Here is a 22,235-nt window from a genome sequence, read left to right on the forward strand (position 1 = left end):
GGGTAGAAGGGTTGTCAGGGGCGTCATGGCGAAGAGAACCAGTTGAGCAGCTGCAGCCCATCAAACGCCGCAAAATCGCTGATGTTGCGTGTCACAAGCACCAGGCCCTGGGTTGCAGCAATCGCGGCGATCTGACCATCAGCAAAGGCAGGCCGCAATCCACGTGCCTCAAGGCGAGCGCGCTGTTCGCCATGCCAGAGCGCCGCAGCATTGTCGTAAGGCAGCACAGGCAGGCCGCTTGAGAGCAGGTTCTGCAGATAACTGCGGAACCGGTCTTTTCTGCGGCCGTCGGCCAAGCGCTGGATCCCATAGCTCAGCTCATGAATCACCAGGCTGGCTGTCTGCAGGCTGTGACCACCCTGCTCAAGCTCTGCCATCACCACGGCATCCGGCCGCTCCCGCATCGGTTCCGACAACACGTTGGTGTCGAGCAGAACGTTCACGCCAGCCACACCTCGCGGCTGACCGAACGGTCACGCCAGCTGTTGACAGACTCCTCGCCAGCCATACCAGAAGCCAAGGGCCAGTCGTCTGGATGGCTGGGCTGACCGGCCGAACGCCATTGCGCGATGGCCCCCCACAGCTTTGAGCGCTGCTGCTGGCCCTGGAGAGCTGCATAGGCCTGCTCGGAGAGCAACACCGCCACAGGTTTGCCGTGGCGGGAGATGTGCACCACCTCACCACCCTCGGCTGCGTGCACAAGGCCCGCCAGCTGAGCCTTGGCCTCAGACAGGGATACCGGCTGTGTCACGGCCACGACGAACGCTTCTGACCATAATATTAGTCAGGCTGCCCGGTGTCAAACCCACCTGATCAGGGTAAAAGGGTTTTGGCATCAGGGATGCCCGCCATGGCTGCGTTCACGCCATTCCTCCGTACTCCTCCAGCAGCGAGATCACATCTCGGACTCGCCTGGCGTTGCGTTCGGAGGGTTCGAGCTGGTGTCGGAGCTGAACAAGATTGCATCGAGCTTGCTGCTGAGCTCGTCGAGCCGCTCGTCCTCTTTCTCGAGTCGTTATCAGCTCCGCCGGCCTTCGGCTACAGCCGCTGCTCGATCGCGTATCGCTGCACTTTCAGCTCGACGGTTGGATGCCAATTCAGCTTCTGCAACAGCCGCCGCCACGGCGGCAACGATGCAAGGAATTCCTGCTTGCTGCGGTAGGTCGACGGAAGTGGCTCCCAGGAGGTCGACATGGGTGTAATTGGTAAACAGCGTGATCAGGGCGAGGAGCAGGGCGGCGAAAATCGTGATCCAGCCTTGACGGTCAAATCCCAAAACCACCGTAGCCAGCCCAAACCCTGAACACAGGATAGTACGGGCAAACTATCGGGGTATCCGTGGAATCACGGGCCAGGCGGACGGCCGGATCCAAGGCCTTGATCTGCGGCCAGGGCTGCTGCGGCGCGATTGAGCGCTCGCTGCCTGAACCCGAAGGGTTCGAAGGGGAATGACCTTGCGTCAAGCGATCGGCCTGCTTGGCCAGGCTCACCGGGATATTGGGGCTTTCTGGATTCACGGTGATCGACTGCAGCTGGGGCCGCAGGACGAGATCCATGTCTTCCATGGGGATGGCCCCCAGCAGCACCTCGTTGCCGAGCACCATGGCGCCGGTGAAGCAGCGGCGGTTGGCGAAGCGCACCTCAATGGGGCCCATGTAGGGCACCGTGCGGCGGTGTCCATTGGCCAGGATCACCTCCCGCTGTTCCAGCTCCCGCAGTTGCAGCTGGATGGCGATGTGTTCAGGGATGCAGAGGTGCACGGCCCCGGGGCGGGTGGGGTTGGAGAGCTGGCCGATGCCGCGAATCAAGCCCATCTGATCAGGACTACACAACTAGTTGCGGCCATGGAGAGCGGGCTGTAGCTGGGGGAGCCGCGTTGAGACCCTGTTCCACGGAGTTGCTCAGCAGCTCTTGAGTGTCATCTGTTTACTTCTAAGGTGGCGACTATTTCCTGATCAGCGGGAACCATCCAGCCACGCCTGGAAGTCGGCTGGGCTGAGGATCAACAGGGGATTCACCGATCCCTGAAGGGCTAGCAAGTCTGCATCGCCACTCACCAGCACAGGCGTGGCTGCAGCCAGAGCCAGATCAAGGAAGACCTGATCATGGGGGTCTCGCACGCGGTGGGAGCTTGCAGGGATGGAACCCGTCCAGCTTTCACACCACGGCAGTAGATCTTCCAGTAGGCGCTCTCGATCCGCTGGGTTCAGTTTGAATTTGGAATAGGCCAACACCCGTAATAGCTCTCGCACCGTGGGTTCAGCCACAACAGGAATCAACGCATCGCGCTGCCAGCAAGGCCGCAACCAACTGAGCCGGCCATTGGCGAACAACAGCGCTGAAAGCAACACATTGGTGTCGAGCACCGCTCGGATCGGATCACGGCTCAAGTCTGGCGGGCCCATTTCACTGCATCGGCCACATCGGCTTCGCTGATCCCGAGCTCCGCCAGACGGGCACGCACCGCCGTGGCTCCACCGGGGTGGAGCGGCGTGAGCACGATGCGGCCGTTGTCGCAGGTGACGTCGTAGTAGTCGGCCTGGCCCGTCTGTTCCACCACGGCCTTGGGTAGGGTGAGCTGGTTTTTGCTGGTGCACTTGGCAACAACCATGGCCCTGCCCTGCGAAGGAATCCTTACTCTAGGAGTTTCCTTGCCGCCGCTGGCCTGCTACCCATGGCAGCCCAAGGCCTTTCCAACCCGTTATGAACGTGCTGCTTACGGGAGCTGCTAGCCGAGTTGGATCTGGTGGGGGTGACGGAGCGGAGCACGCATCAGATCCAGCAGCGCACTGGTTGCGCCGGCCCGTCTGCGGAATTGCGGGCAGTGTTGTTTGGGAGTGTCTGCAAATCTGTACGTGCTGTACAGATTCCTGAACAGTGTTGATCCAGGTGCGCCTGGGCCGTGATCAGGGTGGTGGCGGGGCGCAGCCGAGACGCACCTCATCGCCCGCCATGGCTGCGTTCACGCCATTCCTCCGTACTCCTCCAGCAGCGAGATCACATCTCGGACTCGCCTGGCGTTGCGTTCGGAGGGTTCGAGCTGGTGTCGGAGCTGGACAAGATTGCACTGAGCTTGCCGTTGATCTCGTCGAGCCGCTTTATCTCTTGCTCGATCGCGTAGCGCTCCACGTCGACGTCGATCGTTGGATGCCAATTCAGCTTCTGCAACAGCCGCCGCCACGGCGGCAACGATGCAAGGAATTCCTGCTTGCTGCGGTAGGTCGACGGAAGTGGCTCCCAGGAGGTCGACATGGGTGTAATTGGTAAACAGCGTGATCGGGGCGAGGAGCAGGGCGGCAAAAACCGTGATCCAGCCTTGACGGTCAAAACACAAAACCACCTTAGCCAGCACAAACCCTGAATACAGGATAGTACAGGCAAGCTAGCAGGGCATCCGTGGAATCACGAGCAGCTATCTGGGGCATCAACCAGGAGCCGGTGCTGCCATTGGCGCGGTCGATCAGCATTTGGGGGTGTCTGCAAATCTGTACAAGTTGTACGGGTTTTGGACGCTTTCAGCTCAGCCCCAGCCGGCGGCCAAACTCACCGGGATGTTGGGGCTTTCCGGGTTCACGGTGATCGACTGCAGCTGGGGCCGCAGGACGAGATCCATGTCTTTCATGGGGATGGCCCCCAGCAGCACCTCGTTGCCGAGCACCATGGCGCCGGTGAAGCAGCGGCGGTTGGCGAAGCGCACCTCAATGGGCCCATGTAGGGCACCGTGCGCCGGTGTCCATCGGCTAGGATCATTTCGCGCTGTTCCAGCTCTCGCAGCTGCAGCTGGATGGCGATGTGCTCAGGGATGCAGAGGTGCACGGCATCGGGTCGGGTGGGGTTGGAGAGCTGAACGATGCCGTGAATCAAGCCCATCTGATGAGGTTAAAGGGGGTTTTGGCCGTAGTAATGCCGCCGCCCGGAGGGGGATGGTTTGGAGAACAGCATTCCCCGGTGGCCTCCTGCAGGCCTGATTGAGCCCATGGCCTCCCTGCTGGCCCAAGGGATCAACCGTGGCCTGGTAACCGGCGGCGGCTGCGCGATCTATCAGGGCATCCGTGGAATCACTGCCTTCCCGGAGGTGGCCATGGCTCTCGATTCCCTCGCTGATTGAACCCGAAGGGTTCGAAGGGGAATGACCCTGGATCAAGCGCGTTGCCTGGGGGTGTCTGCAAATCTGTTCAAGCTGTACGGATTTTGGACGCTTTCAGCCCAGCCCCAGCAGGCGGGGGCGATCGGCCAGGCTCACCGGGATACTGGGGCCGCAGCAGGAGACCCATGTAGGGCACGCACCTCCATTCCTGCAGAGCCAACCCACCGATGGCAGCACCCAGCGGCAGTGGGGGGGCAGCAGCGGAGCGCCGTGGCAAGGTCACCTAATGTCCCCCCATGGCCCTACGACTTGACGCTTTCTCCGAAGCGGCGCTGGCGGAACTGCGCCGGCACAATTTGCTGCAGCTTCTGGTGCAGCGCCAGCTGGTGGCGGCTGCTGTGGCCGACGCATCGCCCGAGCCTGAGGCCTTGGAGCAAGCCAAGCAGCAGTTTCTCCGCAACCAAAAGCTCACTGAGCCTGAGGCCCTACGGGCCTACCTACTTAATAACTGTCTCAGCGAGGCCGATCTCACCTGGCAGATCGAGCTGCCACTGCGGATTCGCGCCCACTGCAACGAGCATTACCGCCACAAGGCCGAGGCCCACTTCCTGGCCCGTAAAAACCAGCTTGACCGGGTGGTTTACAGCCTGCTGAGGGTGAAGGACGGCTACCTGGCTAGGGAGCTGTATCTGCGCCTGGATGCGGGCGAGGCCAATTTCGCCGACCTGGCGGCAGAGTTTTCGGAAGGGCCCGAGAAGCAAACCAAGGGCATCCTGGGGCCGGTGCCCCTCACCCAGGCCCATCCGGCCCTGGCGGAGCGACTGCGCACCAGCCCGGCTGGCCAGTTGATGCAGCCTTTCCAGATTGAGAGCTGGTGGCTGGTGGCCCGGCTTGAAAGCTATACACCGGCCACTTTTGACGACAACATCGCCACCCAGATGGCAGCAGAGCTGTTTGAGCAGTGGGTGAAAGAGGAGACCAGCCTTAGGATGCGAGATCTCCAGCTGGCGGGTACGGGCACAACGACGGCATGACCCAGACGCCCACAGCAACCCTGCAGCAGCTGCCTGCCTTCCGCGATCTCTCGGCACCGGCGCAGCAGCGACTGGAGGCAGACATCAAGCTGCTGCGCTTCCGCATCGGCCAGAGCCTCACCGAAGCCAATGCACTGCCGGCCCAGGTTTTCGTGCTGCTGCAAGGGGAGTGCCGTCTGCTGGGCAGTGAGCAGGGCCGCCTGAGCACGCTGGCGCGGCTGGGGCCGGGCAATCTGATAGGTTTAGCATCCCTGCTGCGGGCCGCGCCCTGCGAAACGGTCACCGCCGCCACCGAAGTGGTGGCCGCCGCCATCAGTGACAGCATGGTGGTGGAGCTCTATCAACAGGAAGCCAGCTTTCGCAACTGGTGCGACAACGCCCTCTGGCCTGCGGAAGTGGCTGCCTTGCTCGAGCTGCTGCAAAAGGAAGATGCCCAGACAGACCGCTCCCTGCTGAACAAACTGGCTCGGCTGGTGAAGCAGGCCCAGCTCCTGCCCGCTGCGACCCACCACACCCCATTGGCTCTCCAGGAGGCTGCTGAAGGGCGGCAGCTCTACCTGGCCAGCGCCAACTGCGCCAGCGCCCAGCTGGGCACGGCCCTCGATCCCACTGCCCCCCTGCCCCAGGCCAGCCCACCTTTTGGCCTGAGGGTGATCAGCCTGCCCGCTGGCCTCGGCGCCCGCACCCAGGGCGGCAGGCCAGCCCTGGGGGCCGGCGATCCAGCTGCTGCGCTCAGCATTGCTGAGGCACCTACCCAGCCTTCGATCAGCAGCCTCAGCCTGGGCCAGGCCGATCCGATGGCGGGCTTCCGGCTGGTGAAAGGCGAAGGCCCGCTGGAGGAAACCCTCGCCTGCTTCCAGATGCTGGCGGCCCAGATGAAGCTGCCCTTCCGCCGTGATTCGATCGAAAAGGTGCTGCGCGACAGCCTGCGCCGGGGCCAGACCCCAACCCTGCAGCTCTGCGGCCAGCTAGGCGCCAGCCTGGGCCTGCATGTGGTGAATGCCAAGGTGCCAGCAGAGCTGGGCATCCGGCTGCAAACGCCGTCGCTGTTGGCCTGGGATGGCGGTTTTGCGCTGGCGGTGAGCAGTAACGCGGCAGGGCTCACCCTGGCTTCCCCGCGGCGGGGGATGGTTGAACTCAGCCCCGTTGCGCTGGAGGAGGCCTTCCCGGAGGGCATCGATCTGCTGCTGCTGGATCGGGCCACCACCACGCCCAATCAGAAATTCGGCCCGGAATGGTTCTGGCCCGCCCTGAAACGCCACCGCGGGGTGCTGGCCCAGGTGTTGATCACTTCGTTTGTGGTGCAGCTGTTTGGCCTGGCCAATCCGCTGCTGATCCAGGTGATCATCGATAAGGTGATTTCCCAGCGCAGCCTCGACACGCTTCAGGTGCTGGGTATTGGTTTGGTGGTGGTGACCCTGCTGGAGGGGGTATTGGGCAGCTTGCGCACCTTCCTATTTGCCGAAACCACCAACCGCATCGACCAGCGGCTGGGGGCTGAGGTGATCGATCACCTGCTGCGGCTGCCGCTCGGCTATTTCGACCGCCGGCCCGTGGGTGAGCTGGGCTCCCGCATTGCTGAGCTGGAGAAGATCCGCAATTTCCTCACCGGCACGGCCCTCACGACGGTGCTGGATGCGGCCTTCTCGGTGATCTACATCGTGGTGATGGCGATTTACAGCTGGGCTCTCACCCTGGTGGCCCTCGTGGTGCTGCCGATCCAGGTGGGGCTCACCGTGCTGGGGGCGCCCCTATTCCGGCGGCAATTTCGCCAGGCAGCCGAGGAAAACGCCCACACCCAAAGCCATCTTGTGGAGGTGCTCACCGGCATCCAAACGGTGAAGGCCCAAAACGTGGAGATGGTGAGCCGCTGGAAGTGGCAGGAGCGCTACGGCAAATACATCTCTCGCACCTTTGAAAAAACAGTCACCGGCACGGCGCTGAATGAAACGGGCCAGGTGCTGCAGAAACTCTCCCAGCTGCTGGTGCTGTGGGTGGGCGCGACGATGGTGCTCAAAGGGGAGCTCACCTTGGGCCAGCTGATCGCCTTCCGGATCATTTCCGGCTATGTCACCCAGCCGCTGCTGCGCCTATCCAATATCTGGCAGAGCATCCAGGAGCTGCGGGTGAGCTTCGAGCGGCTCGCCGACGTGATCGACACCCCCCAGGAATCGAGCGAGGCAGATCAGGCCAAGATTCCCCTGCCGCCGATTGAAGGGGCGGTGAAGTTTGAGGATGTGAGCTTCACCTTCCAGGCCGGCACTCCAGAGGTGCTCAAGCAGATCAATCTCAGCATTGAGCCGGGAACGTTTGTGGGCATCGTGGGCCAGAGCGGCAGCGGCAAGAGCACCCTGATGAAACTTTTGCCGCGGCTCTACTCGCCCACCAGTGGCCGACTGTTGATCGACGGCTACGACATCGACAAGGTGGAGCTGTATTCAGTGCGGCGCCAGGTGGGTATCGTTCCCCAGGACCCGCTGCTCTTTTCCGGCTCAGTGGCAGAAAACATTGCCCTTACCAGGCCCGATGCCGACAGCGAGGAGATCGTGCATGCCGCCCGGCTGGCGGCCGCCCATGACTTCATCATGCAGCTGCCATCTGGCTACAGCACGCCGGTGGGCGAGCGTGGCGCAGCCCTCAGTGGCGGCCAGCGCCAACGCATCGCCATTGCCCGCACCCTGCTCAGTAACCCCAAATTGCTCGTGATGGATGAGGCCACCAGCGCCCTCGATTACGACACCGAACGGCAGGTGTGCAACAACCTGCTGGAGAGCCTGCGCGAGTGCACGGTGTTTTTCATTACCCACCGGCTCACCACGATCCGCAATGCTGATCTGGTGGTGATGATGCATCAGGGAGCAATTGTGGAAATGGGCAGCCATGGGGAGCTGATGGAAAGGCGCGGCCGTTACTACGCCCTTTATCGCCAGCAGGAGGCGGGCTGATGCAGCCACTAAAGCGAGCCCAGGCCGCAATCGAGCAGCGGGTTTTGGTCAGCAGCCACGACGAAACAGCCCTGCAGCAATCCCGCTTCTGGGTGCGGGCAATCACCTGGGGGCTGGTGGGCACGGCCAGCTTTGGCGTGGCCTGGCTGGCCCTGGCCAAAACCGAAGAAATCGTGGTGGCCACAGGCAAGCTCGAACCGATCGGCTCGGTGAAAGAGATCCAGATGCCGGTGGGGGGTGTGGCTGAGGCGATCCTGGTGAAAGATGGCCAGCAGGTGAAGGCAGGCCAGGCGCTGATGCGGCTCGACACCGAGGCATCCAGCCAACGCAGTAAAAACCTGGGGCAGAGCCTGGCTCTCAAGCAGAAGCAGCAGGGCCTCAAACAGCTGGAATTGCAGCGCTACCTGGCCATGAACCGGGAAGAAACCACCATGCTCACCAAAAAGCTGGCGCTGGAACGCCAGATTCTCAGCCGCTTGGCCTCCCTGGCTGCGGTGGGAGCCTCAGCTGAGCTGCAGGTGTTGCAGCAACGCAACACCGTGCAGGAAGCCGAGGGCAAGCTGCAGCAGAGCCAGCTGGATCGCTTCCGCCAGGAGGCCATCCTCAGTCAGCAGATGCAGCAGCTGGAAGCGGAACAAAGCGAGTTGCGCAGCCAGATCAGCGAAGCCAGCGTCACCCTGCGCTATCAGACCCTCCGCTCCCCTGTCGATGGGGTGGTGTTTGACCTCAAGCCGAAATCCCCGGGCTATGCAGCCCAGAGCACCGAGGCAGTGATGAAGATCGTGCCCTTCAATGCCCTGGAGGCAAGTGTGGAGATCCCCAGCTCAGACATCGGCTTTGTGCGCAAGGGCATGCCGGTGGACGTGAGCATCGATTCCTTCCCCGCTACCGACTTTGGAGTGCTGCAGGGCACTGTCAAGGGTATCGGCTCTGATGCGCTGCCACCGGATCCGGCCAAGCAGGAGCAGGAATACCGCTATCCAGCGGTGATCAAGCTGGCCAGCCAGCAGCTCAAGCTCAACAGCGGCCAGCGCCTGCCCCTGCAGGTGGGCATGAGCCTGACGGCCAACATCAAGCTGCGTAAGGTCACCTACCTGCAGATGCTGCTGGGGGGCTTCAGGGATAAGGCCGACTCCCTTCGGCGTGTTTAGGCGGGCTTCGTCAATGAACGGTTTAGAAGCTGTCACAAAACCCTGACGCTCTCGCTTGACCTCGGTTGGTGCTACCGGTAAAGTCTACGGGTTACCTCAATCTTTGAGAACCTTGGCATTCACAACGGTCACCGGCTCCAACGGCGTGACTTCCCTGGTCGGTACCACCGGGGTTGACGTCGCAACCATTGTTACATTGCAAAGCAATGTTTTTGTAGGCGCTAATACCGCTGATGATACCATCACTGTAAATCTTGCTGGCAATCAGGCCGCTACTGATTACGTAGTCCGCATGGGCGGTGGTGGAGATAGAGTCAACATCACCAGCACTCTATTGAATTCATTCGTTTCTCTTGACGGCACAACTCTTGCCAACGACGGCGACGACTCTTTCAACGCAACCGGAGCACTAATCAACTGTGAAATTGTTGGCCGCGGCGGCAATGATGAGATGGGCTTGGCTGGTGCTTCACTCCAGCTGAGCAATTCAACCGTTAACGGCAACACAGGTGTCGATAGGATTCGCCTCGGCGCCTCTTCGGCTTCCTACGTCTACGGCGGAGCTGATTCTGATACGATTACTACAACTGCTGGTGCAGCCAACAGCTCCTCGTCGGTTATTATCAACGGCAACAAAGGTTCTGACTTTGTTACCCTCGCTGCCAGCGGATTCGCTTCGGGAACTGTTTATGGCGGTAATGGCAACGACACCATTAACGCAGCCGCTGTCACCGACGCTGCAGCTGCTGCTCTAGGTGTAACGGCTGCTGGTGTGTATCTCTCGGGCGATCTGGGCGATGATACTATCACCGGATCCAATGGCATTGATACCATTAATGGTGGCGATGGCGCTGATGTAATCAATGGTGGTACTGGCGCTGATGTAATCAATGGTGGTATTGGCGACGACAACATCACCGGTGGCGCTGGCGCGGACGTCATTGCTGCCTTAGGTAATGACGTACTTGTTTACACTACTCTGACTGACTCGGCTCTGACTTCAGCTACGTCGAACACTGGTTTCGACACTATCACCGAGTTTAGCGCTAACTCTGCAGTTGCTCCAGCTGTCAATGGCGATCGTTTTGATGTTGCGGCTGCTCAAGTTACAGCTGCGGCTGCAGTTGGCGGTATCTTCAATGCTGGGACGATAGCAGGCGGGGCTAACCTCGCTGCAACCCTCGACACAGCATTTGATGGTAATCTCATCGCAAATGGCGTTGGCATTGTAACCATCAACACCGGTTCTTTCGCTGGTAGTTATGTGGTCCTAAACGATGCCGACACCAACTATACATTTGCTACCGATGCCGTAATTAAGGTTAATTCCACTGCCAACATCGTAGCTAACACCTTCATCTGATCCCTCTTCGATTCAGCTTAAGCCTCCCTGCTTTCGGGGAGGCTTTTTTCTTGTAGTGGTAGGCCCCTTTTATAGTGAAAGTTCTTTTCGTCCATCAGAATTTTCCTGGCCAATATCGGCATATTATTTATTCCTTACGTGCCTCTAAGTCGTTTCAGCTGTTGGCTCTCGGGGTAGAACCGCTGCAAGAAAGCATCCCTGATAACATCAAGGCGCTACGCTATCCGATTCCTCGAGGTAATACAGCAGGCATCCATGAATGGGTGTTGGAATCAGAAACCAAGGTGATCCGCGGCGAAGCCTGCGCTCGTGCTGCCCATCAATTATCTCAACAAGGCTACACACCTAATTTGATCTGCGCGCACCCAGGTTGGGGTGAATCCCTATTTCTGCGTGAAATCTGGCCAGGCACTCCGATCCTGCACTACCAAGAGTTTTATTACCAATCCAGAGGGTTTGATCTGGATTTTGATCCTGCCACGCAGGGCGCAAAAAATTGGGAAAAGGCAGCCAAAGGCAGTATGAAAAATGCTGCTCTTCAACTCGCCCTTGAAGCCAGCAGCTGGAATGTCTGCCCTACGGCTTTCCAACGCAGCACCTTTCCCAGCCACTGGCAAGAGAGCATCAGCGTCATCCACGACGGGATTGATACGAATCGGGCCCAGCCCAATTCCTCTGTTCAGCAGCTGAAACTGCCCGATGGCACCCAGGTGCGTCGTGGCGAACCGATCATCACCTTTGTAAACCGCAGCCTGGAACCCTACCGCGGCTGCCATACCTTCATTCGTGCGATCCCTGAATTGCAGCGCCGCTGCCCGAAAGCTCACATCGTGATCGTGGGCCGTGTAACTGGCGTGAGCTACGGCGCCGTGTGCCCTGAGGGTGAATGGAAGGATTATTTTCTGCGCGAGATCGAAGGCAACTACGATCACTCCCGCGTTCATTTCACCGGCGAACTGCCCTACGGCGATTTCCTGCAGCTATTGCAACTCAGCCAGGCCCATGTGTATCTCACCTATCCCTTTGTGCTCAGCTGGAGCCTGCTGGAGGCGATGAGCACCCAATGCGCCATCGTGGGCTCCGCCACCGCCCCCGTGCAGGAGGTGATCCAGCATGGCCACAACGGCCTCCTGGTGGATTTTTTCGATCATCAGGCCCTGGCCGAGAGCGTGGCCGAGCTGCTCAAAAACCGCACCCTCGCCGAAGAACTCGGCCGCAACGCTCGTGCCACCATCCTCAAGGATTACAGCTTTGAGCAGTGCGTGCCCCGCCATTTGGCGCTGATGGAGCTGGTGGCTTCCGGGGCGCTGAGCCGGCGGTGAGGGTCAAGGGTGCAGCTCGTTCCCGCGCTGATCGGCCTGCTGCGCAGCCTTGGTGAGGGTCGGTCACTGGGGCAAGTCGCCGGAGCATCATCGCCGGCTGGGGACACTCTTGCTGGAACAGCTCGGTGGTCTCCCGCAGGTTGGCTAGGGTGGAGACCCGGGCCCATTTTGGCCGGATGAGGACTCTCATTCACCCATGGACCAAAATTTGGAGGCCACCTCAGTCTGGGGAGTCGGTGGACGGTGGTACCAGAGCAGCCCGGGTAGTTCCAATCGTTTGCATGCAAGCGAACAAAAGCGCTTTGGAATGGAGAGACTCCTCCAAAATTAGCTGCGATCGCAAAGCAGGCCGAGAGAAAGCTTTCACAGCTTGGCTCTGCTGCCGTTCTCGATGACCTCAAGCTTCCACCAGGCAACAACCTGGAAAAACTCGTAAAAGAGAAAAAGTGGCTCGGTTATCACTCAATCCGAGTGAATGATCAATGGAGGCTGTGCTTTCGATAGACCGTGTCAGGCCCAATGGATGTACAGACTGTTGACTACAAGCGCGGAGCAGGGTGGCCCCACCCCCAAGCTACACAATACAATGGACTAAAATGAAAACACCAGAACTCAGGGATCCAGCAACACCAGGAGAAGGTCTTGACGAAGAATTCCTTAAGCCATTGGGAATTAGCGCGTACAAGCTATGCAGTGAAACTGGCCTAGGTCAAACCCAGGTGGGAGAAATAATCAAAGGCAGGCGGAGGATTGCCGACGAAACAGATGCAGCCCTTTGCAAGTATCTCGGACTAAGCCGAGCATACTGGCGCCGAATGCAGATCTCCTATGACCAGCGCAAAAAGGCACGCAAATTACGCGCTATTGAAGATAACATTATACCCTGCGCTGGGCCGAATCTAAGGAAAACTAAACACGAGCTTGTAGGCTGCTAGCCAAAGCACACGATCGCCATCGCTTTCCTTGCATTATTTGCTCCAAATATTTTGACAATTCAGATAATTAATCATTCTGAATAATTATCACCAAGCTGCAAAACGCCACCGAGCAAGTTCCTCCCGCTCGAGCTGGCGATAGGGATCCATCCGAAAAGCAGCCCGAGCCCCCCTCATTAGCCCTGCGCCGAGCCAGGTCGATCAACGCCGAGGCGTGGAGCGCCTCAACGATGCTGCTCCGTATTTGCAAGGTTAATCGCCATGTGGATTGAGCGGCTCACCTTGATCTCCGAGACGCAATTGACCTAGCAGTTTGCGGACGCTTTGCCGCCACGATGGAATCACTCAGGCCTTGCAGCTGAGATCCACTCGTTTATCCCAACAGCATCCCTTCACGCCGCACCAAGGGCAACAACTCGGGTCCAGGTCGTCCTTCAGGCACACAACACCACCCTGGCAAGTCCTCTGCAGCACACCAGAGCAACACAACATGGGCTGCAAGTGGCAAGAGCTCCTGGCATTCCTGCCCATGCGCAACCCGTACGCATGGTGATGCTGAGTCGCTCTCAGTAAGGGCCGCCGTAGGGGCTAACAGGCCCTGAGCACCTTGCTGCTTGAGGTGGTCAACCAAATTCAGCCTGTCTATCTGAGCCTCAGGGGAGGTGCTTAACACCTGCTCAAGCGGCAACGAAACAGCCCTCAGCTCCCATTGGTCCCAATCGACCGGAATTAAAACAGCCCAGAGCGCCGCAGCAACACCGGCAAGGTCCTCGGGTGTGTGGATCTCTTGGTGACGGATCCATTCCGCCCAGGCCACGATGGGCGTGCTGGCCAAATAGTGGACAGGCTGATCGCCAACCCGGTTCCAGCGGCCAGCCCGTTGGCCGGGCGAAGACCAGAGAAAGGGATGACGGCGATCGCAAACACGAAAGCCGAGGTGTAACAACGTCACGTCAACTCGCCACCATGCCAATGCAAGCGGAATGGGCCAGGCTCGCGATGGCACGAATGGCTGCATCATCGGGATCCCAGTCGCCTTTCAGACGATCGCGGGGGGCCTGACCATCCAGCGAGCTGCGAGGCCTCTGAAACCAGCGGCGGATGCCGTGAGCGTTGTAGGTGCCCTCCAATTGATCGATCACCAAAGCAAGCCAGTGCAAGCGTGCCGCAACGGCATCAGAGCATTGACGTTCACCCTTGCAGTACCGGCGAATGGAAACGGCACTCAGCCCCAACAAAGCGGCTAGCAACTCATCATCGTTGAGCACATCGCGAACGGCCTGCCACTCAGTGGCAGGTGAAGGGCAATCTTCGAGACGGTCGTAGATCTCCGCAAGGAGGTGCTGACGTGTCGACTCATCTGACGGCTCCTGGCTCAGCCATTGCTGTGCTGCATTGCTGCAGATGCCCTGACGCCGTAATGCCTCCATGGCGGCAGCCGTTGAGGCATGAGGAGGCACAACACCCATCCGCACCACACGCGCCCGGAACCGGGCCTCGTCGAGGGAGTCACAAGCCCCCTTGCCCTGCCTGGATCTTGAATGGATTACTTCCATGATCCAAATCTAGGCCACTCCGTTTCGTGCGCTTCAAACTCCGGATGGTTGGCCAGGAACGCCAGCTGCTCAGGCCGCAGGTAAGCGTTGCCGGGCGGCTGGTGGCCCAGGTCGATCACCTCATGCTCAAGGGGAGTTCCGCAATGGCGGCAGGGGTGCGGGCTCATGGCAAAACCTTACTGGCGAGATCCAGCAGTTTTTGATCGGCGCTGAGCAGGTTGGCCACCTCTCGCCGAGCCAGCACGAGATACAGACAGTCATGCACCGGGTGATCCAGGTGGGTGGCCAGCGCCAAGGCTTCTGCTTGCAGGCTGCGATCCGGTTCGATGTGGTCTAAAAGCTCTGCAGCCATGCTGAGGCGCCACTGCAGGCTGTCTGCTTGCAGCTGGCCAGCGCGCAGGAGGCGCCAGAGGGCATTGGCCACCTCTGTGAGCATCAGCTCAGGCGCCATCACCAGATCCGCAGCTAACACCGCTTCATGCAGCTCGGCGGCCAGCGCTGATCCCTCAATGATCCTCACCACCGCCGAGGCATCCAGCACTAATTTTGCCGCTGCTCGACTGCCCATCTCAGCGGGATCGATCCTGCCGGATCAACTCTTCAGGGGGCGGATCGAAAGGCGCGAGGTTCTCCTGCCTGGCCAAAGCCTGCAGGCCGGCCAGGGCCTGGAGCCGGCGCTCGCGGGGATCACCACCGCAGGCCTGCTGCAAATCATTGAGGGCCTGCTGGCTCAGGCTGCGGTGATGCCGCCGTGCACGCAGCTGGAGCAACTGATGGAGTGGATCGGGCATGTCCCGAATCTGTAGTGTTGCCATCGACCCAAGGCTCATGCAATCTGCATGCATTCTACGTGAGCTTCAATTCAAGCAGCGGCAAGGCATTGGCTGCCCCCGGCGAAAGCTCCACCGCATGCCACTCGCCGCCGCTGGGCGAACCGGGCCTCAGGTCTACCGCCACATCCCACCCCAGGCCTGCGCAAAGGCCGGGCAGCCGGCTCCTGGGCGCGGAAGGCATTGAGAAAGGCGCCGCGGTGATCACTGAAGGGCTGGCCCACCAGCTCCAGCACGCCGGCGATGGGGGTGGGGCAGGCGGGATTCGGTGGGCATCAGGAGCCCTTGCGGGCGCGGAAAGCACCACCAATCAGCGCAGCAGTAGCTCCGATCCCAATCACCCCAACGATTTGCTTGCCTTGAAAAATGGCTGCCAAGCTGGCACTGCTCACGCCGACAGCCATCAGAATCCCTGCAATCAGCCCAAGGTTGGCGCGGAAAAGATCTGATGAGACGATCTTTCTCTCTAATTCGTGCCTGTGGGCCGTCTCGCTTTCAACCAATCGCAACAGACGCTCGCCAGCGTTCTCGATGCTGCGTTCATAGGCTTCGATGGCTTGGGGCGGGGGCAGTACTGCATTTACTTCTGCCTGCCAGCTGACAAGGGTGAAAAAGGCTCCTTAGGCATTCAGCAGCTTTGACAGTGCCTGATCACGATCGGCGCGCAAAGCCTCGAGATCTGCCCGAAAACTCCGCGATCCCTGGGTTCGGCGCACAGTTGCTTGGGCCAAGGGCTCACAATCAACTGCGGCTTCCAGGCCTCGCCAAAAGCTGGGCCGCCGGCGACCCAAGCGCTGATAGAGGGCATCGGCCTGCACTGGTGTGGAAGTTGGCGGCAGGGCAGGCATGGACCGGCTAGTGAGAGGAAGTAACTAGATGTCTAGACTCCTTTATCATGGCGCAGGCAGGGCTGTGCTTGCAACCTGTGTTTGTGCTGCAGGTGTGCAAACCACTTTGCTGCTTTCGTAGGCCTCCACATCCGCCAGGCAGCACGCCAGCGGACTAATGCGCTCGTGCACGGCGCGATACCAGGCCACGGTGCGGGCCACGTTTGTTGCCCGCTGTCAACTACGTAGGCGGGCCTCAGTTCTACCGCCACATCCCACCCCAGGCCTGCGCAAAGGCCGGCTCCTGGGCGCGGAAGGCATTGAGAAAGGCGCCGCGGTGATCACTGAAGGGCTGGCCCACCAGCACCAGCACGCCGGCGATGGGGGTGGGGCAGGCGGGATTCGGTGGGCACAGATGTACTCAGATCACAACGGGCAACTGGGATTTCACGGGATCAGCAAGCAGCCGCGCCATGCCAGCTGGATCGCTGATGTCCAGGCAGAGAAGGGTGGAACCGATGAACTCCAGCGTGTAGCCGTCGCCCTCCACCACCAGATCCGGGATGCCTCGGAGGCTGGGGTGGCGAAACAGGATGGCTCCGCTGTCAGCGTCGACCAGCCGCTCCATGCCTTTGAGCTGATGGCTCAGTTGTTGGGGAAGATCCATCGGCCACCTCCGCGTCGATTCGCCACCGTGCGCTCATCTGTTGGGTAGGTCGTGACGACCTTGACGTCATTGTTGCTCAAGATCACCACCCAGGGGCGGCCTTCCCAACGGATCACAAGCCCGGAAGCACCACTGGAGACATCCAGGAAGGGCTCGCCCCCCTGAAGAGCCGTTTGCCAGCCCTGGAAACGCTCCCCCTCGATCCCGTAGGTCTGCAGCTACCCGAATCACCGTAGGCCTCCAGATCCGCCAGGCAGCAGGTCAGCGGGCCACGGTGGTAGGCGTGGGGGTCAGAGCCATCCCGCCATGCGCCGGGCCATGTGGAAGGTGACATCACTGCGCTGGCCCACACCGGCTCGGCCTGGTCTTCCGGCTTGATTGGCCCGTCGACAAAAAAGCGTTGGGGGGCATTGGCCACCATTTGCTCGCAGCGGTGGGGCATCAATACAAAGCGGTGCTCTGTGCGTTGGCTAAACCAGGCCAATTTGTCGGCATAGCGGTGATCCTGGATCACCAGATCATCCTCCAAATAGAGGCTGAGATCGGCGCAAAGTGCCCTACGAGCAGTCCATCCCGATCCTGCAGCTCTCCCAGGCGCACGTGCATCTCACCTATCCCTTTGTGCTCAGTTGGAGCTTGCTGGAGGCGATGGGCTGCGTGCCCCGCCATCTGGCGCTGATGGTCAGCGGATTCTGCGAAGCACCAGGGGCTTCGAGACAGCCGCGAAGCTTCTGAACAGTCAGAGCTCCAGCAACTCAATCTCGCAGCGAATGCCTGGCGCTCGTGCAGCACGGGCGTCGGTGGTCAGCAAGGGCACAGCCAGCTGCTCCGCCAGGGCCACGTACAGCGCGTCATAGGCCGAGAGATTGGCCCGTAGCTGCCACGCACGCTGCCACAGCCCTCGGGAGCCATGGCGCCGCAGCCCCAGACAACGGGCCGTATCCAGAGCCATCCATGCAGAGCGCTCTGGCAGCCTGCCCGCCAACAATAGGCGCCTGAGCACAGAGAGAAGCTCAGCGTCGATCAGTTCGGGTGCATGAAGGCTGGCATTGGCCAGGCGAGCCCGGGCGGCACCATCGATCAGCAGGGCATCGATCAACGCCGAGGCATCGACCACCACAACAGTCATCAGCGCTCATCACGGCTGGCGTGGAGCGCCTCAAGGATGCTGCTGCGCTCGAGGTCATGGGACGGCAGGGCCGAGAACAGCTCGGCGTTGTCGGCCCGCCGCGCAGTTTCTGTGAGCTCCTGCAGCGCAAAAGTGCTAAGTGGCACGCCAGCCAGGCTGGCGAGTTTCTCCAGCTTTTCGGCCACGGGGTCCGGCACGTGTCGGATGTACAGGGTGCGCATACCAGCAGGCCTGCTTGCTAATTGCTAGCAGTTTAGCCCTCGAGGATGGGATCAGCTCGCCCGGACCCAATTAACCTTGCATATCACGAGCTTGGCTCCGTATTTGCAAGGTTAATCGCCATGTGGATTGAGCGCCTCCAGGCGAGTCTGCTGGCAGAGCGGCTCAGCCAGTTTGCAGCCGTCGTGCTGCTGGGGCCGAGACAGGTCGGCAAGACCACCCTGGCCCGCCAGCTCGGTGCCCAGTTGGATGCGGTCTATCTCGACCTCGAATCCCCCAGCGACCAGGCCCGTCTCAGTGATCCCGAGCTGTACCTCCAGCGGCAGCGCGGCAGGTTGGTGATCCTTGATGAAGTGCAGCGCGTTCCAGAGCTGTTCGGCCTGCTGCGCGGCCTGATCGACGCCAACCGGCTGGCCGGCCATCGAACCGGACAGTTTCTGTTGCTCGGCTCCGCCTCCATGGATCTGCTGAGGCAAAGCAGTGAAAGCCTCGCCGGACGGATCGCCTGTCTCGAGCTCAACGGCCTGAACGTGCTCGAAGTTGGTCAACCCGCGCTGGATCAGCTCTGGAATCGCGGCGGCTTCCCCGACAGCTTTCAGGCGGCGAGCGACAGCCAGAGCAGCCTCTGGCGAGCCCAGTTTCTGCGCACCTAAGTGCGTCAACTGCAGCCGCTGCTCGCCAATCCCGGCAAGCGCTTGGTGAAATCACCCAGGATCTATGTCCGCGATAGCGGCTTGGTGCACACCCTGCTCGGCCTGGACAACCTGAACCTGGTGCTGGGCCATCCCGTTGCCGGCAGCAGTTGGGAAGGGTTTGTGATCGAAACCCTGCTCAGCCTGTTGCCGGAGCGGGCCCAGGGTTGGTTTTACCGCACGGCCGCCGGGGCCGAGATCGATCTGGTGATCGAGTGGCCGAACGGCAACCGCTGGGCCGTGGAGATCAAACGCAGCAGCACCCCAAGGCTCAGCCGAGGTTTTTACCAGGCACGCGCCGATCTTCTGCCCGATCGCTGCTTCGTGGTGGCGCCCATCCAGAGCGCCTACCCCCTCACCGAAGGGGTGGAGGTGATCAGCCTGCCTGAACTGGCACGGCTACTTCAGGCTCAAAGAAGCTGAGCCTGGCTATCCACCCAGCCCGGCAGCGGCAGCCGGCGCCGCTCAGCCCAGCGTTGAATCCGGCGCGGCACACCACCAATCCCGCGTGAGGGATGGCGCGCCGCCGCCCGAAACCAGGACCGCGGCCCCACCAGGCCATAGGCCAGAAATAGCAGGGCGTATTGGCCGCTCACCCAGGTCAGGCTTTTCCACGGTTGCGGGCTGAGCTCCGGCAGCGGCCCCGAGCAGCCGGGCTCGAAGCTCCAGTGGCTGCCATTCGCCCCCAGGGCCGGCGGCGCACACTCGAGATAGGCCTGCTGCACCACCCGGAAACGGCCATACCCCAGCGCTGCCAGCCGCCGGTGCTGGCGCAGCACCCCCCGCAAGCTCTCCTTGCCCGTTTCCCAGCTCACCGTGGCAGGCCGCACCGCTAGCCGCCCCAGATCCGCCAGCACCGCCTCATCGGCGCCCTCGATGTCGATCTTCAGGAAGCCGGGGCAGCCATGGCGCGCCACCAGCTCCTCCAAGCACAGCGTCGGCACCCGCACCGGCTCCCCATGGGGCAGGCCGTGGGCCTGGGCATTGCGTTGCACCCAGCGCAGATCCACGCTGCCCCATTCGCTGCGCTCGGGATGGGGATAAAAGAGCAGCTCTGCCTGCTCCTGCCGCTGCGGCCAGCCCACCAGGGCCGCATGCACCAAGGTGAAGCGGCCGGTTGCGAGCTCGGCGGCAAAGCGCTGCCGCCCCGCCGCCACCAGCTCAGCATTGGCCTCTACCGCCACCACCCGCCGGCCCATCGCCAGGTAATAGCCGCTGTCTTCGCCGCGGTGAAAGCCCAGGTCAAACACCAGGTCGGCCTGCCGGCCCAACCCCTCACCAGCGGATGCCATCGGCGTGCTCGATGCCGTCATTGCCGGGCCTCTGGCTGCCGCAGGGGCAGCTGCCCCAGAAGCAGCAGAAAGGATGGATGGCCATGTTCAATGCCCAGGAAATCACGATCAGCCCACATCGGCTTGAGCACCGGAAACTGGCCCAGCACCGTGCCGGTGGCGGCCGTTTCCAATGGCCCCACAAAGGCTGTGGGCACGGCAGCCCGTGCCAGCAGCTGCTGTCGCTGCACCTCGCTCAGGCAGAAGCTGCCGGAATGGGGATTGCTGGCCTCGGCAAACCCCACCGACCGCCCATCCCAATAGGTGCCGCGGGCAAACTCCTGCTCTTGATCAGCCCACACCGGCTCCAGCTGCTCTATCGGTTTCACCGGGCCATCCACATACAGCCGCAGCGGCGCCTGGGCCACGCAAGGCTCCAGCCGGTGGGGCATGAGCACGTAGCGATGTTCGGTGCGTTCGGTGAACCACACCAACTTGTCCACATAGCGCGGATCGGCGATCACCAGATCATCTTCCAGATAGAGGTGCAGATCGGCTCCACCCTCCTGGTGGCGCAGCCAGGCTGCCGCCGCCAGCGGCAATTGCAGCGGATCCTCCAGATCCAGCTGGTGCAGCGTCAACCGATCGGCAAATAGGTCTGCAACTTCTTTGAGATAGTTCCCTCCCGTCACAAACAAGTGCAGCTCCACCTGCACCCCGGCCAGCCGGGTGCCGGCTAGCGGCGTGGCCGGTGTTTGCTCCAGAACCTGTTCGGCTGGATTGAGGATCAGGTCGATGGCCTGGCGATTCAGCGCCAGCACTCCCGCCAGGCAGCGGCCCAGAGCCACGCTGCGTTCCAGCTTGGTGCCTACCCGCGTAGATCCGTAGCCAATCGGGCTCTCACTTTCTCGGTAATAGTGGGGAACCACCACCCGCAGCCGGCAGGGTCGCATGGGCTGCATCGGTGGCACAGGCACGTAACAGGCATTCAAGCGCCTGTAATTCTGCAACCCCAGCGCCAACTTCAACCCCCACGCCATGGAGCTCCCACCCGCCCACCTGTCTGCCGAGCAATGCGTAACGCTGATGTTGGCGCAAGCTCAACGATTGGGAGTGCTGGTGCGCTGGCAGCCGCTTGGCCCCACAACACTTGAGGGCGCATATCACGCCAAGCCAGGCCAGCCTGGCGTGCTTGAGCTCAGGGCCCAGGTATCAGCGCCTGCAACCCCCGAGCTCTGCAGCTTGATCAGCCATGAGATGGTGCACGTGCTGCAGCACTGGCGCGGCCAGCTACAAGCCCTACTGCCCCTGGGCTGGCCCACCGATGGCGCCCCGCCCGGCCGTCGCCTTTCCGTTCACGAGGCCGAGGCATACACCGCCCAAAGCCAACCACAACTAGTGCTGGCGGCGTTGCGGCAGTTGCAGCCCCCCTCGGGGCGAGGGGTTCAGATCCAGCTCAAGCCGTAGCGGCTCTCCACCCAGCCATAGGTGGGCTGCAGCTGCTCCCGCAACGCCTGCCGCAGCCTCTGCGGCACCTTCGCCGCCTCGCCCTGGCCGGCGTTTGCGGGCTGGGCCAACGGCGGCAGCGGCAGAGCCTCCAGCTCCAGAAACGTGAGCACCTGCCCCCACGCCCGCTCGGGCTGGGCAAACAGATCCTCGCTGCGCAACACCAGCAGCTGCTTGGCGGCAAAGAGGGCTTCCAAGCGCAGCAGCTGCTGCTCGTAGCGGCTGCGGGCCAGGTAGCTGTGCTCCTGGTGGCTGCGGTGGCTGCCATCCGCTGCGGCAAGCACCGCCTCGGCCCCCGCTAGCCGCTGCGCTTCCGCCGCCAGGGCGGGTTCGAGCTCCAGCGGCTCCAGGCCCAGGCGCAGCGAATGGAAATACTGCGACAACGCCCGCTCCACCGGATCGCGCAGCAGCACAATCAGGCGCGCCTGGGGCAGCAGGGCCTGGATCCGGGCCGGCGCCGCCGGGTGAAACAGGTAGTAGGGCGTGATCTCACCGCAGCGCTGCAGGGCGCCAGCCTCGGCAAACTGCTCTCGATACCAACCCTCCCCAAGGGCGTAGTGGAGGCTGAAGTAATGCAGTTCCTTGGCGGCGGGCAGAAACGAACCCGGATGCTGCTCCAGCAGGCGCTGCAGCGTTGTGGTGCCCCCCTTCTGCACCCCCACTCCAAGAAACTCAGGCAACCTGCCGCCCATAAACTCCTC

Annotated in this window: 32 protein-coding genes and 1 pseudogene; 12 read left to right on the forward strand and 21 right to left on the reverse strand. The window is 61.5% G+C overall.

The annotated features are described in order from the left end of the window. Window positions 1-23: 23 nt before the first annotated feature. From H8F27_RS07870 to H8F27_RS17545, 8 genes are all read right to left on the reverse strand, one after another. A complete protein-coding gene (locus H8F27_RS07870) occupies window positions 24-443 on the reverse strand; it encodes a type II toxin-antitoxin system VapC family toxin (protein ID WP_231596592.1) in 420 nt (139 codons plus the stop codon). Next, window positions 440-751: a type II toxin-antitoxin system Phd/YefM family antitoxin gene (locus tag H8F27_RS07875; RefSeq protein ID WP_197152945.1), complete on the reverse strand. Its 312-nt coding sequence runs from the start codon at window positions 749-751 to the stop codon at window positions 440-442. Before H8F27_RS07875 ends, H8F27_RS07870 begins: the two co-directional genes overlap by 4 nt. 287 nt (window positions 752-1,038) lie before the next feature. Continuing rightward, window positions 1,039-1,194, reverse strand: a complete 156-nt coding sequence (locus H8F27_RS17540) for a hypothetical protein (protein ID WP_231596593.1) — start codon at window positions 1,192-1,194, stop codon at window positions 1,039-1,041. A gap of 71 nt (window positions 1,195-1,265) precedes the next feature. Beyond that, window positions 1,266-1,814, reverse strand: a complete 549-nt coding sequence (locus H8F27_RS07885) for a hypothetical protein (protein WP_197152947.1) — start codon at window positions 1,812-1,814, stop codon at window positions 1,266-1,268. Between the two features lie 141 nt (window positions 1,815-1,955). Beyond that, on the reverse strand, window positions 1,956-2,405 hold the full coding sequence (locus H8F27_RS07890; RefSeq protein ID WP_197152948.1) for a putative toxin-antitoxin system toxin component, PIN family: 450 nt from the start codon (window positions 2,403-2,405) through the stop codon (window positions 1,956-1,958). Next, complete coding sequence (locus tag H8F27_RS07895; RefSeq protein WP_197152949.1) at window positions 2,387-2,611, reverse strand: AbrB/MazE/SpoVT family DNA-binding domain-containing protein; 225 nt, start codon at window positions 2,609-2,611, stop codon at window positions 2,387-2,389. Before H8F27_RS07895 ends, H8F27_RS07890 begins: the two co-directional genes overlap by 19 nt. A gap of 386 nt (window positions 2,612-2,997) precedes the next feature. Continuing rightward, on the reverse strand, window positions 2,998-3,252 hold the full coding sequence (locus tag H8F27_RS07900) for a hypothetical protein (protein WP_197152951.1): 255 nt from the start codon (window positions 3,250-3,252) through the stop codon (window positions 2,998-3,000). Window positions 3,253-3,520: 268 nt separating this feature from the next. Continuing rightward, a complete protein-coding gene (locus H8F27_RS17545) occupies window positions 3,521-3,697 on the reverse strand; it encodes a hypothetical protein (protein WP_231596594.1) in 177 nt (58 codons plus the stop codon). A gap of 279 nt (window positions 3,698-3,976) precedes the next feature. Here H8F27_RS17545 and H8F27_RS18005 point away from each other — a divergent pair, with 279 nt between their 5' ends. From H8F27_RS18005 to H8F27_RS18245, 8 genes are all read left to right on the forward strand, one after another. After that, complete coding sequence (locus H8F27_RS18005; RefSeq protein ID WP_255517752.1) at window positions 3,977-4,108, forward strand: hypothetical protein; 132 nt, start codon at window positions 3,977-3,979, stop codon at window positions 4,106-4,108. Between the two features lie 275 nt (window positions 4,109-4,383). Next, complete coding sequence (locus tag H8F27_RS07910) at window positions 4,384-5,121, forward strand: peptidylprolyl isomerase (RefSeq protein ID WP_197152953.1); 738 nt, start codon at window positions 4,384-4,386, stop codon at window positions 5,119-5,121. Continuing rightward, window positions 5,118-8,066 carry an ABC transporter transmembrane domain-containing protein gene (locus H8F27_RS07915; RefSeq protein ID WP_197152961.1) on the forward strand — a complete coding sequence of 983 codons (2,949 nt, stop codon included), beginning with the start codon at window positions 5,118-5,120 and terminating at the stop codon, window positions 8,064-8,066. Before H8F27_RS07910 ends, H8F27_RS07915 begins: the two co-directional genes overlap by 4 nt. Beyond that, on the forward strand, window positions 8,066-9,217 hold the full coding sequence (locus H8F27_RS07920; protein WP_197152963.1) for an HlyD family secretion protein: 1,152 nt from the start codon (window positions 8,066-8,068) through the stop codon (window positions 9,215-9,217). Before H8F27_RS07915 ends, H8F27_RS07920 begins: the two co-directional genes overlap by 1 nt. 145 nt (window positions 9,218-9,362) lie before the next feature. After that, the gene (locus tag H8F27_RS07925) at window positions 9,363-10,580 is read left to right on the forward strand and encodes a calcium-binding protein (RefSeq protein ID WP_197152965.1); all 1,218 of its coding nucleotides are present in this window, start codon (window positions 9,363-9,365) and stop codon (window positions 10,578-10,580) included. A gap of 74 nt (window positions 10,581-10,654) precedes the next feature. Then, complete coding sequence (locus H8F27_RS07930; RefSeq protein ID WP_197152967.1) at window positions 10,655-11,902, forward strand: glycosyltransferase family 4 protein; 1,248 nt, start codon at window positions 10,655-10,657, stop codon at window positions 11,900-11,902. 336 nt (window positions 11,903-12,238) lie between these two features. After that, entirely contained in the window at window positions 12,239-12,406 is a 168-nt protein-coding gene (locus tag H8F27_RS07935; protein WP_197153442.1) for a type II toxin-antitoxin system RelE/ParE family toxin, read from the forward strand. A 92-nt stretch (window positions 12,407-12,498) separates the two neighbouring features. Further along, window positions 12,499-12,837, forward strand: coding sequence for a HigA family addiction module antitoxin (locus tag H8F27_RS18245; protein WP_197152969.1), 339 nt, complete (start codon window positions 12,499-12,501; stop codon window positions 12,835-12,837). A 373-nt stretch (window positions 12,838-13,210) separates the two neighbouring features. On the opposite strand, the gene H8F27_RS18250 is transcribed toward H8F27_RS18245, so the two are convergent. From H8F27_RS18250 to H8F27_RS07985, 8 genes are all read right to left on the reverse strand, one after another. Next, window positions 13,211-13,858 (reverse strand): RES domain-containing protein, encoded by a 648-nt coding sequence (locus tag H8F27_RS18250; protein ID WP_370594481.1) that lies wholly within the window; start codon window positions 13,856-13,858, stop codon window positions 13,211-13,213. Further along, complete coding sequence (locus H8F27_RS07950; RefSeq protein WP_197152973.1) at window positions 13,791-14,306, reverse strand: hypothetical protein; 516 nt, start codon at window positions 14,304-14,306, stop codon at window positions 13,791-13,793. Before H8F27_RS07950 ends, H8F27_RS18250 begins: the two co-directional genes overlap by 68 nt. Before the next feature lie 77 nt (window positions 14,307-14,383). Continuing rightward, window positions 14,384-14,560, reverse strand: coding sequence for a hypothetical protein (locus tag H8F27_RS17550; RefSeq protein ID WP_231596595.1), 177 nt, complete (start codon window positions 14,558-14,560; stop codon window positions 14,384-14,386). Then, on the reverse strand, window positions 14,557-14,961 hold the full coding sequence (locus H8F27_RS07960; protein ID WP_197152975.1) for a type II toxin-antitoxin system VapC family toxin: 405 nt from the start codon (window positions 14,959-14,961) through the stop codon (window positions 14,557-14,559). The genes H8F27_RS17550 and H8F27_RS07960 overlap by 4 nt, the downstream gene beginning before the upstream one ends. Before the next feature lies 1 nt (window position 14,962). Continuing rightward, a complete protein-coding gene (locus tag H8F27_RS07965; RefSeq protein WP_197152977.1) occupies window positions 14,963-15,208 on the reverse strand; it encodes a hypothetical protein in 246 nt (81 codons plus the stop codon). Window positions 15,209-15,239: 31 nt separating this feature from the next. After that, a complete protein-coding gene (locus H8F27_RS07970; RefSeq protein WP_231596596.1) occupies window positions 15,240-15,407 on the reverse strand; it encodes a dTDP-4-dehydrorhamnose 3,5-epimerase family protein in 168 nt (55 codons plus the stop codon). A 91-nt stretch (window positions 15,408-15,498) separates the two neighbouring features. After that, window positions 15,499-15,795: a DUF2335 domain-containing protein gene (locus H8F27_RS07975; protein WP_197153443.1), complete on the reverse strand. Its 297-nt coding sequence runs from the start codon at window positions 15,793-15,795 to the stop codon at window positions 15,499-15,501. Between the two features lie 676 nt (window positions 15,796-16,471). Further along, entirely contained in the window at window positions 16,472-16,717 is a 246-nt protein-coding gene (locus H8F27_RS07985; protein WP_197152979.1) for a hypothetical protein, read from the reverse strand. Window positions 16,718-17,269: 552 nt separating this feature from the next. Here H8F27_RS07985 and H8F27_RS18255 point away from each other — a divergent pair. Beyond that, a pseudogene (locus H8F27_RS18255) lies at window positions 17,270-17,374 on the forward strand (glycosyl transferase family 1); the annotation flags it as partial. An 82-nt stretch (window positions 17,375-17,456) separates the two neighbouring features. Here the strand turns inward: H8F27_RS18255 and H8F27_RS07995 are convergent. After that, complete coding sequence (locus H8F27_RS07995; protein ID WP_197152988.1) at window positions 17,457-17,846, reverse strand: type II toxin-antitoxin system VapC family toxin; 390 nt, start codon at window positions 17,844-17,846, stop codon at window positions 17,457-17,459. Next, window positions 17,846-18,067, reverse strand: coding sequence for a hypothetical protein (locus tag H8F27_RS08000; RefSeq protein WP_197152990.1), 222 nt, complete (start codon window positions 18,065-18,067; stop codon window positions 17,846-17,848). The genes H8F27_RS07995 and H8F27_RS08000 overlap by 1 nt, the downstream gene beginning before the upstream one ends. A 120-nt stretch (window positions 18,068-18,187) precedes the next feature. Between H8F27_RS08000 and H8F27_RS08005 the strand changes: the two genes are divergently transcribed. Together H8F27_RS08005 and H8F27_RS08010 are read left to right on the forward strand one after the other, a co-directional pair. After that, complete coding sequence (locus tag H8F27_RS08005; RefSeq protein WP_197152992.1) at window positions 18,188-18,718, forward strand: ATP-binding protein; 531 nt, start codon at window positions 18,188-18,190, stop codon at window positions 18,716-18,718. Next, window positions 18,719-19,180, forward strand: a complete 462-nt coding sequence (locus H8F27_RS08010) for a DUF4143 domain-containing protein (protein ID WP_197152995.1) — start codon at window positions 18,719-18,721, stop codon at window positions 19,178-19,180. Here the strand turns inward: H8F27_RS08010 and H8F27_RS08015 are convergent. Beyond that, complete coding sequence (locus H8F27_RS08015) at window positions 19,168-20,070, reverse strand: FkbM family methyltransferase (protein ID WP_197152997.1); 903 nt, start codon at window positions 20,068-20,070, stop codon at window positions 19,168-19,170. The genes H8F27_RS08010 and H8F27_RS08015 overlap by 13 nt on opposite strands. Then, the gene (locus H8F27_RS08020) at window positions 20,067-21,005 is read right to left on the reverse strand and encodes a hypothetical protein (RefSeq protein ID WP_231596599.1); all 939 of its coding nucleotides are present in this window, start codon (window positions 21,003-21,005) and stop codon (window positions 20,067-20,069) included. Before H8F27_RS08020 ends, H8F27_RS08015 begins: the two co-directional genes overlap by 4 nt. 112 nt (window positions 21,006-21,117) lie before the next feature. Between H8F27_RS08020 and H8F27_RS08025 the strand changes: the two genes are divergently transcribed. Then, the gene (locus tag H8F27_RS08025) at window positions 21,118-21,495 is read left to right on the forward strand and encodes a hypothetical protein (protein ID WP_197153002.1); all 378 of its coding nucleotides are present in this window, start codon (window positions 21,118-21,120) and stop codon (window positions 21,493-21,495) included. Here H8F27_RS08025 and H8F27_RS08030 read toward each other — a convergent pair. Continuing rightward, a complete protein-coding gene (locus H8F27_RS08030; RefSeq protein ID WP_197153004.1) occupies window positions 21,474-22,214 on the reverse strand; it encodes a sulfotransferase in 741 nt (246 codons plus the stop codon). The genes H8F27_RS08025 and H8F27_RS08030 overlap by 22 nt on opposite strands. Between the last annotated feature and the right edge of the window lie 21 nt (window positions 22,215-22,235).

The organism is Synechococcus sp. CBW1108 (assembly GCF_015840335.1).
Lineage (GTDB): Bacteria > Cyanobacteriota > Cyanobacteriia > PCC-6307 > Cyanobiaceae > Cyanobium_A.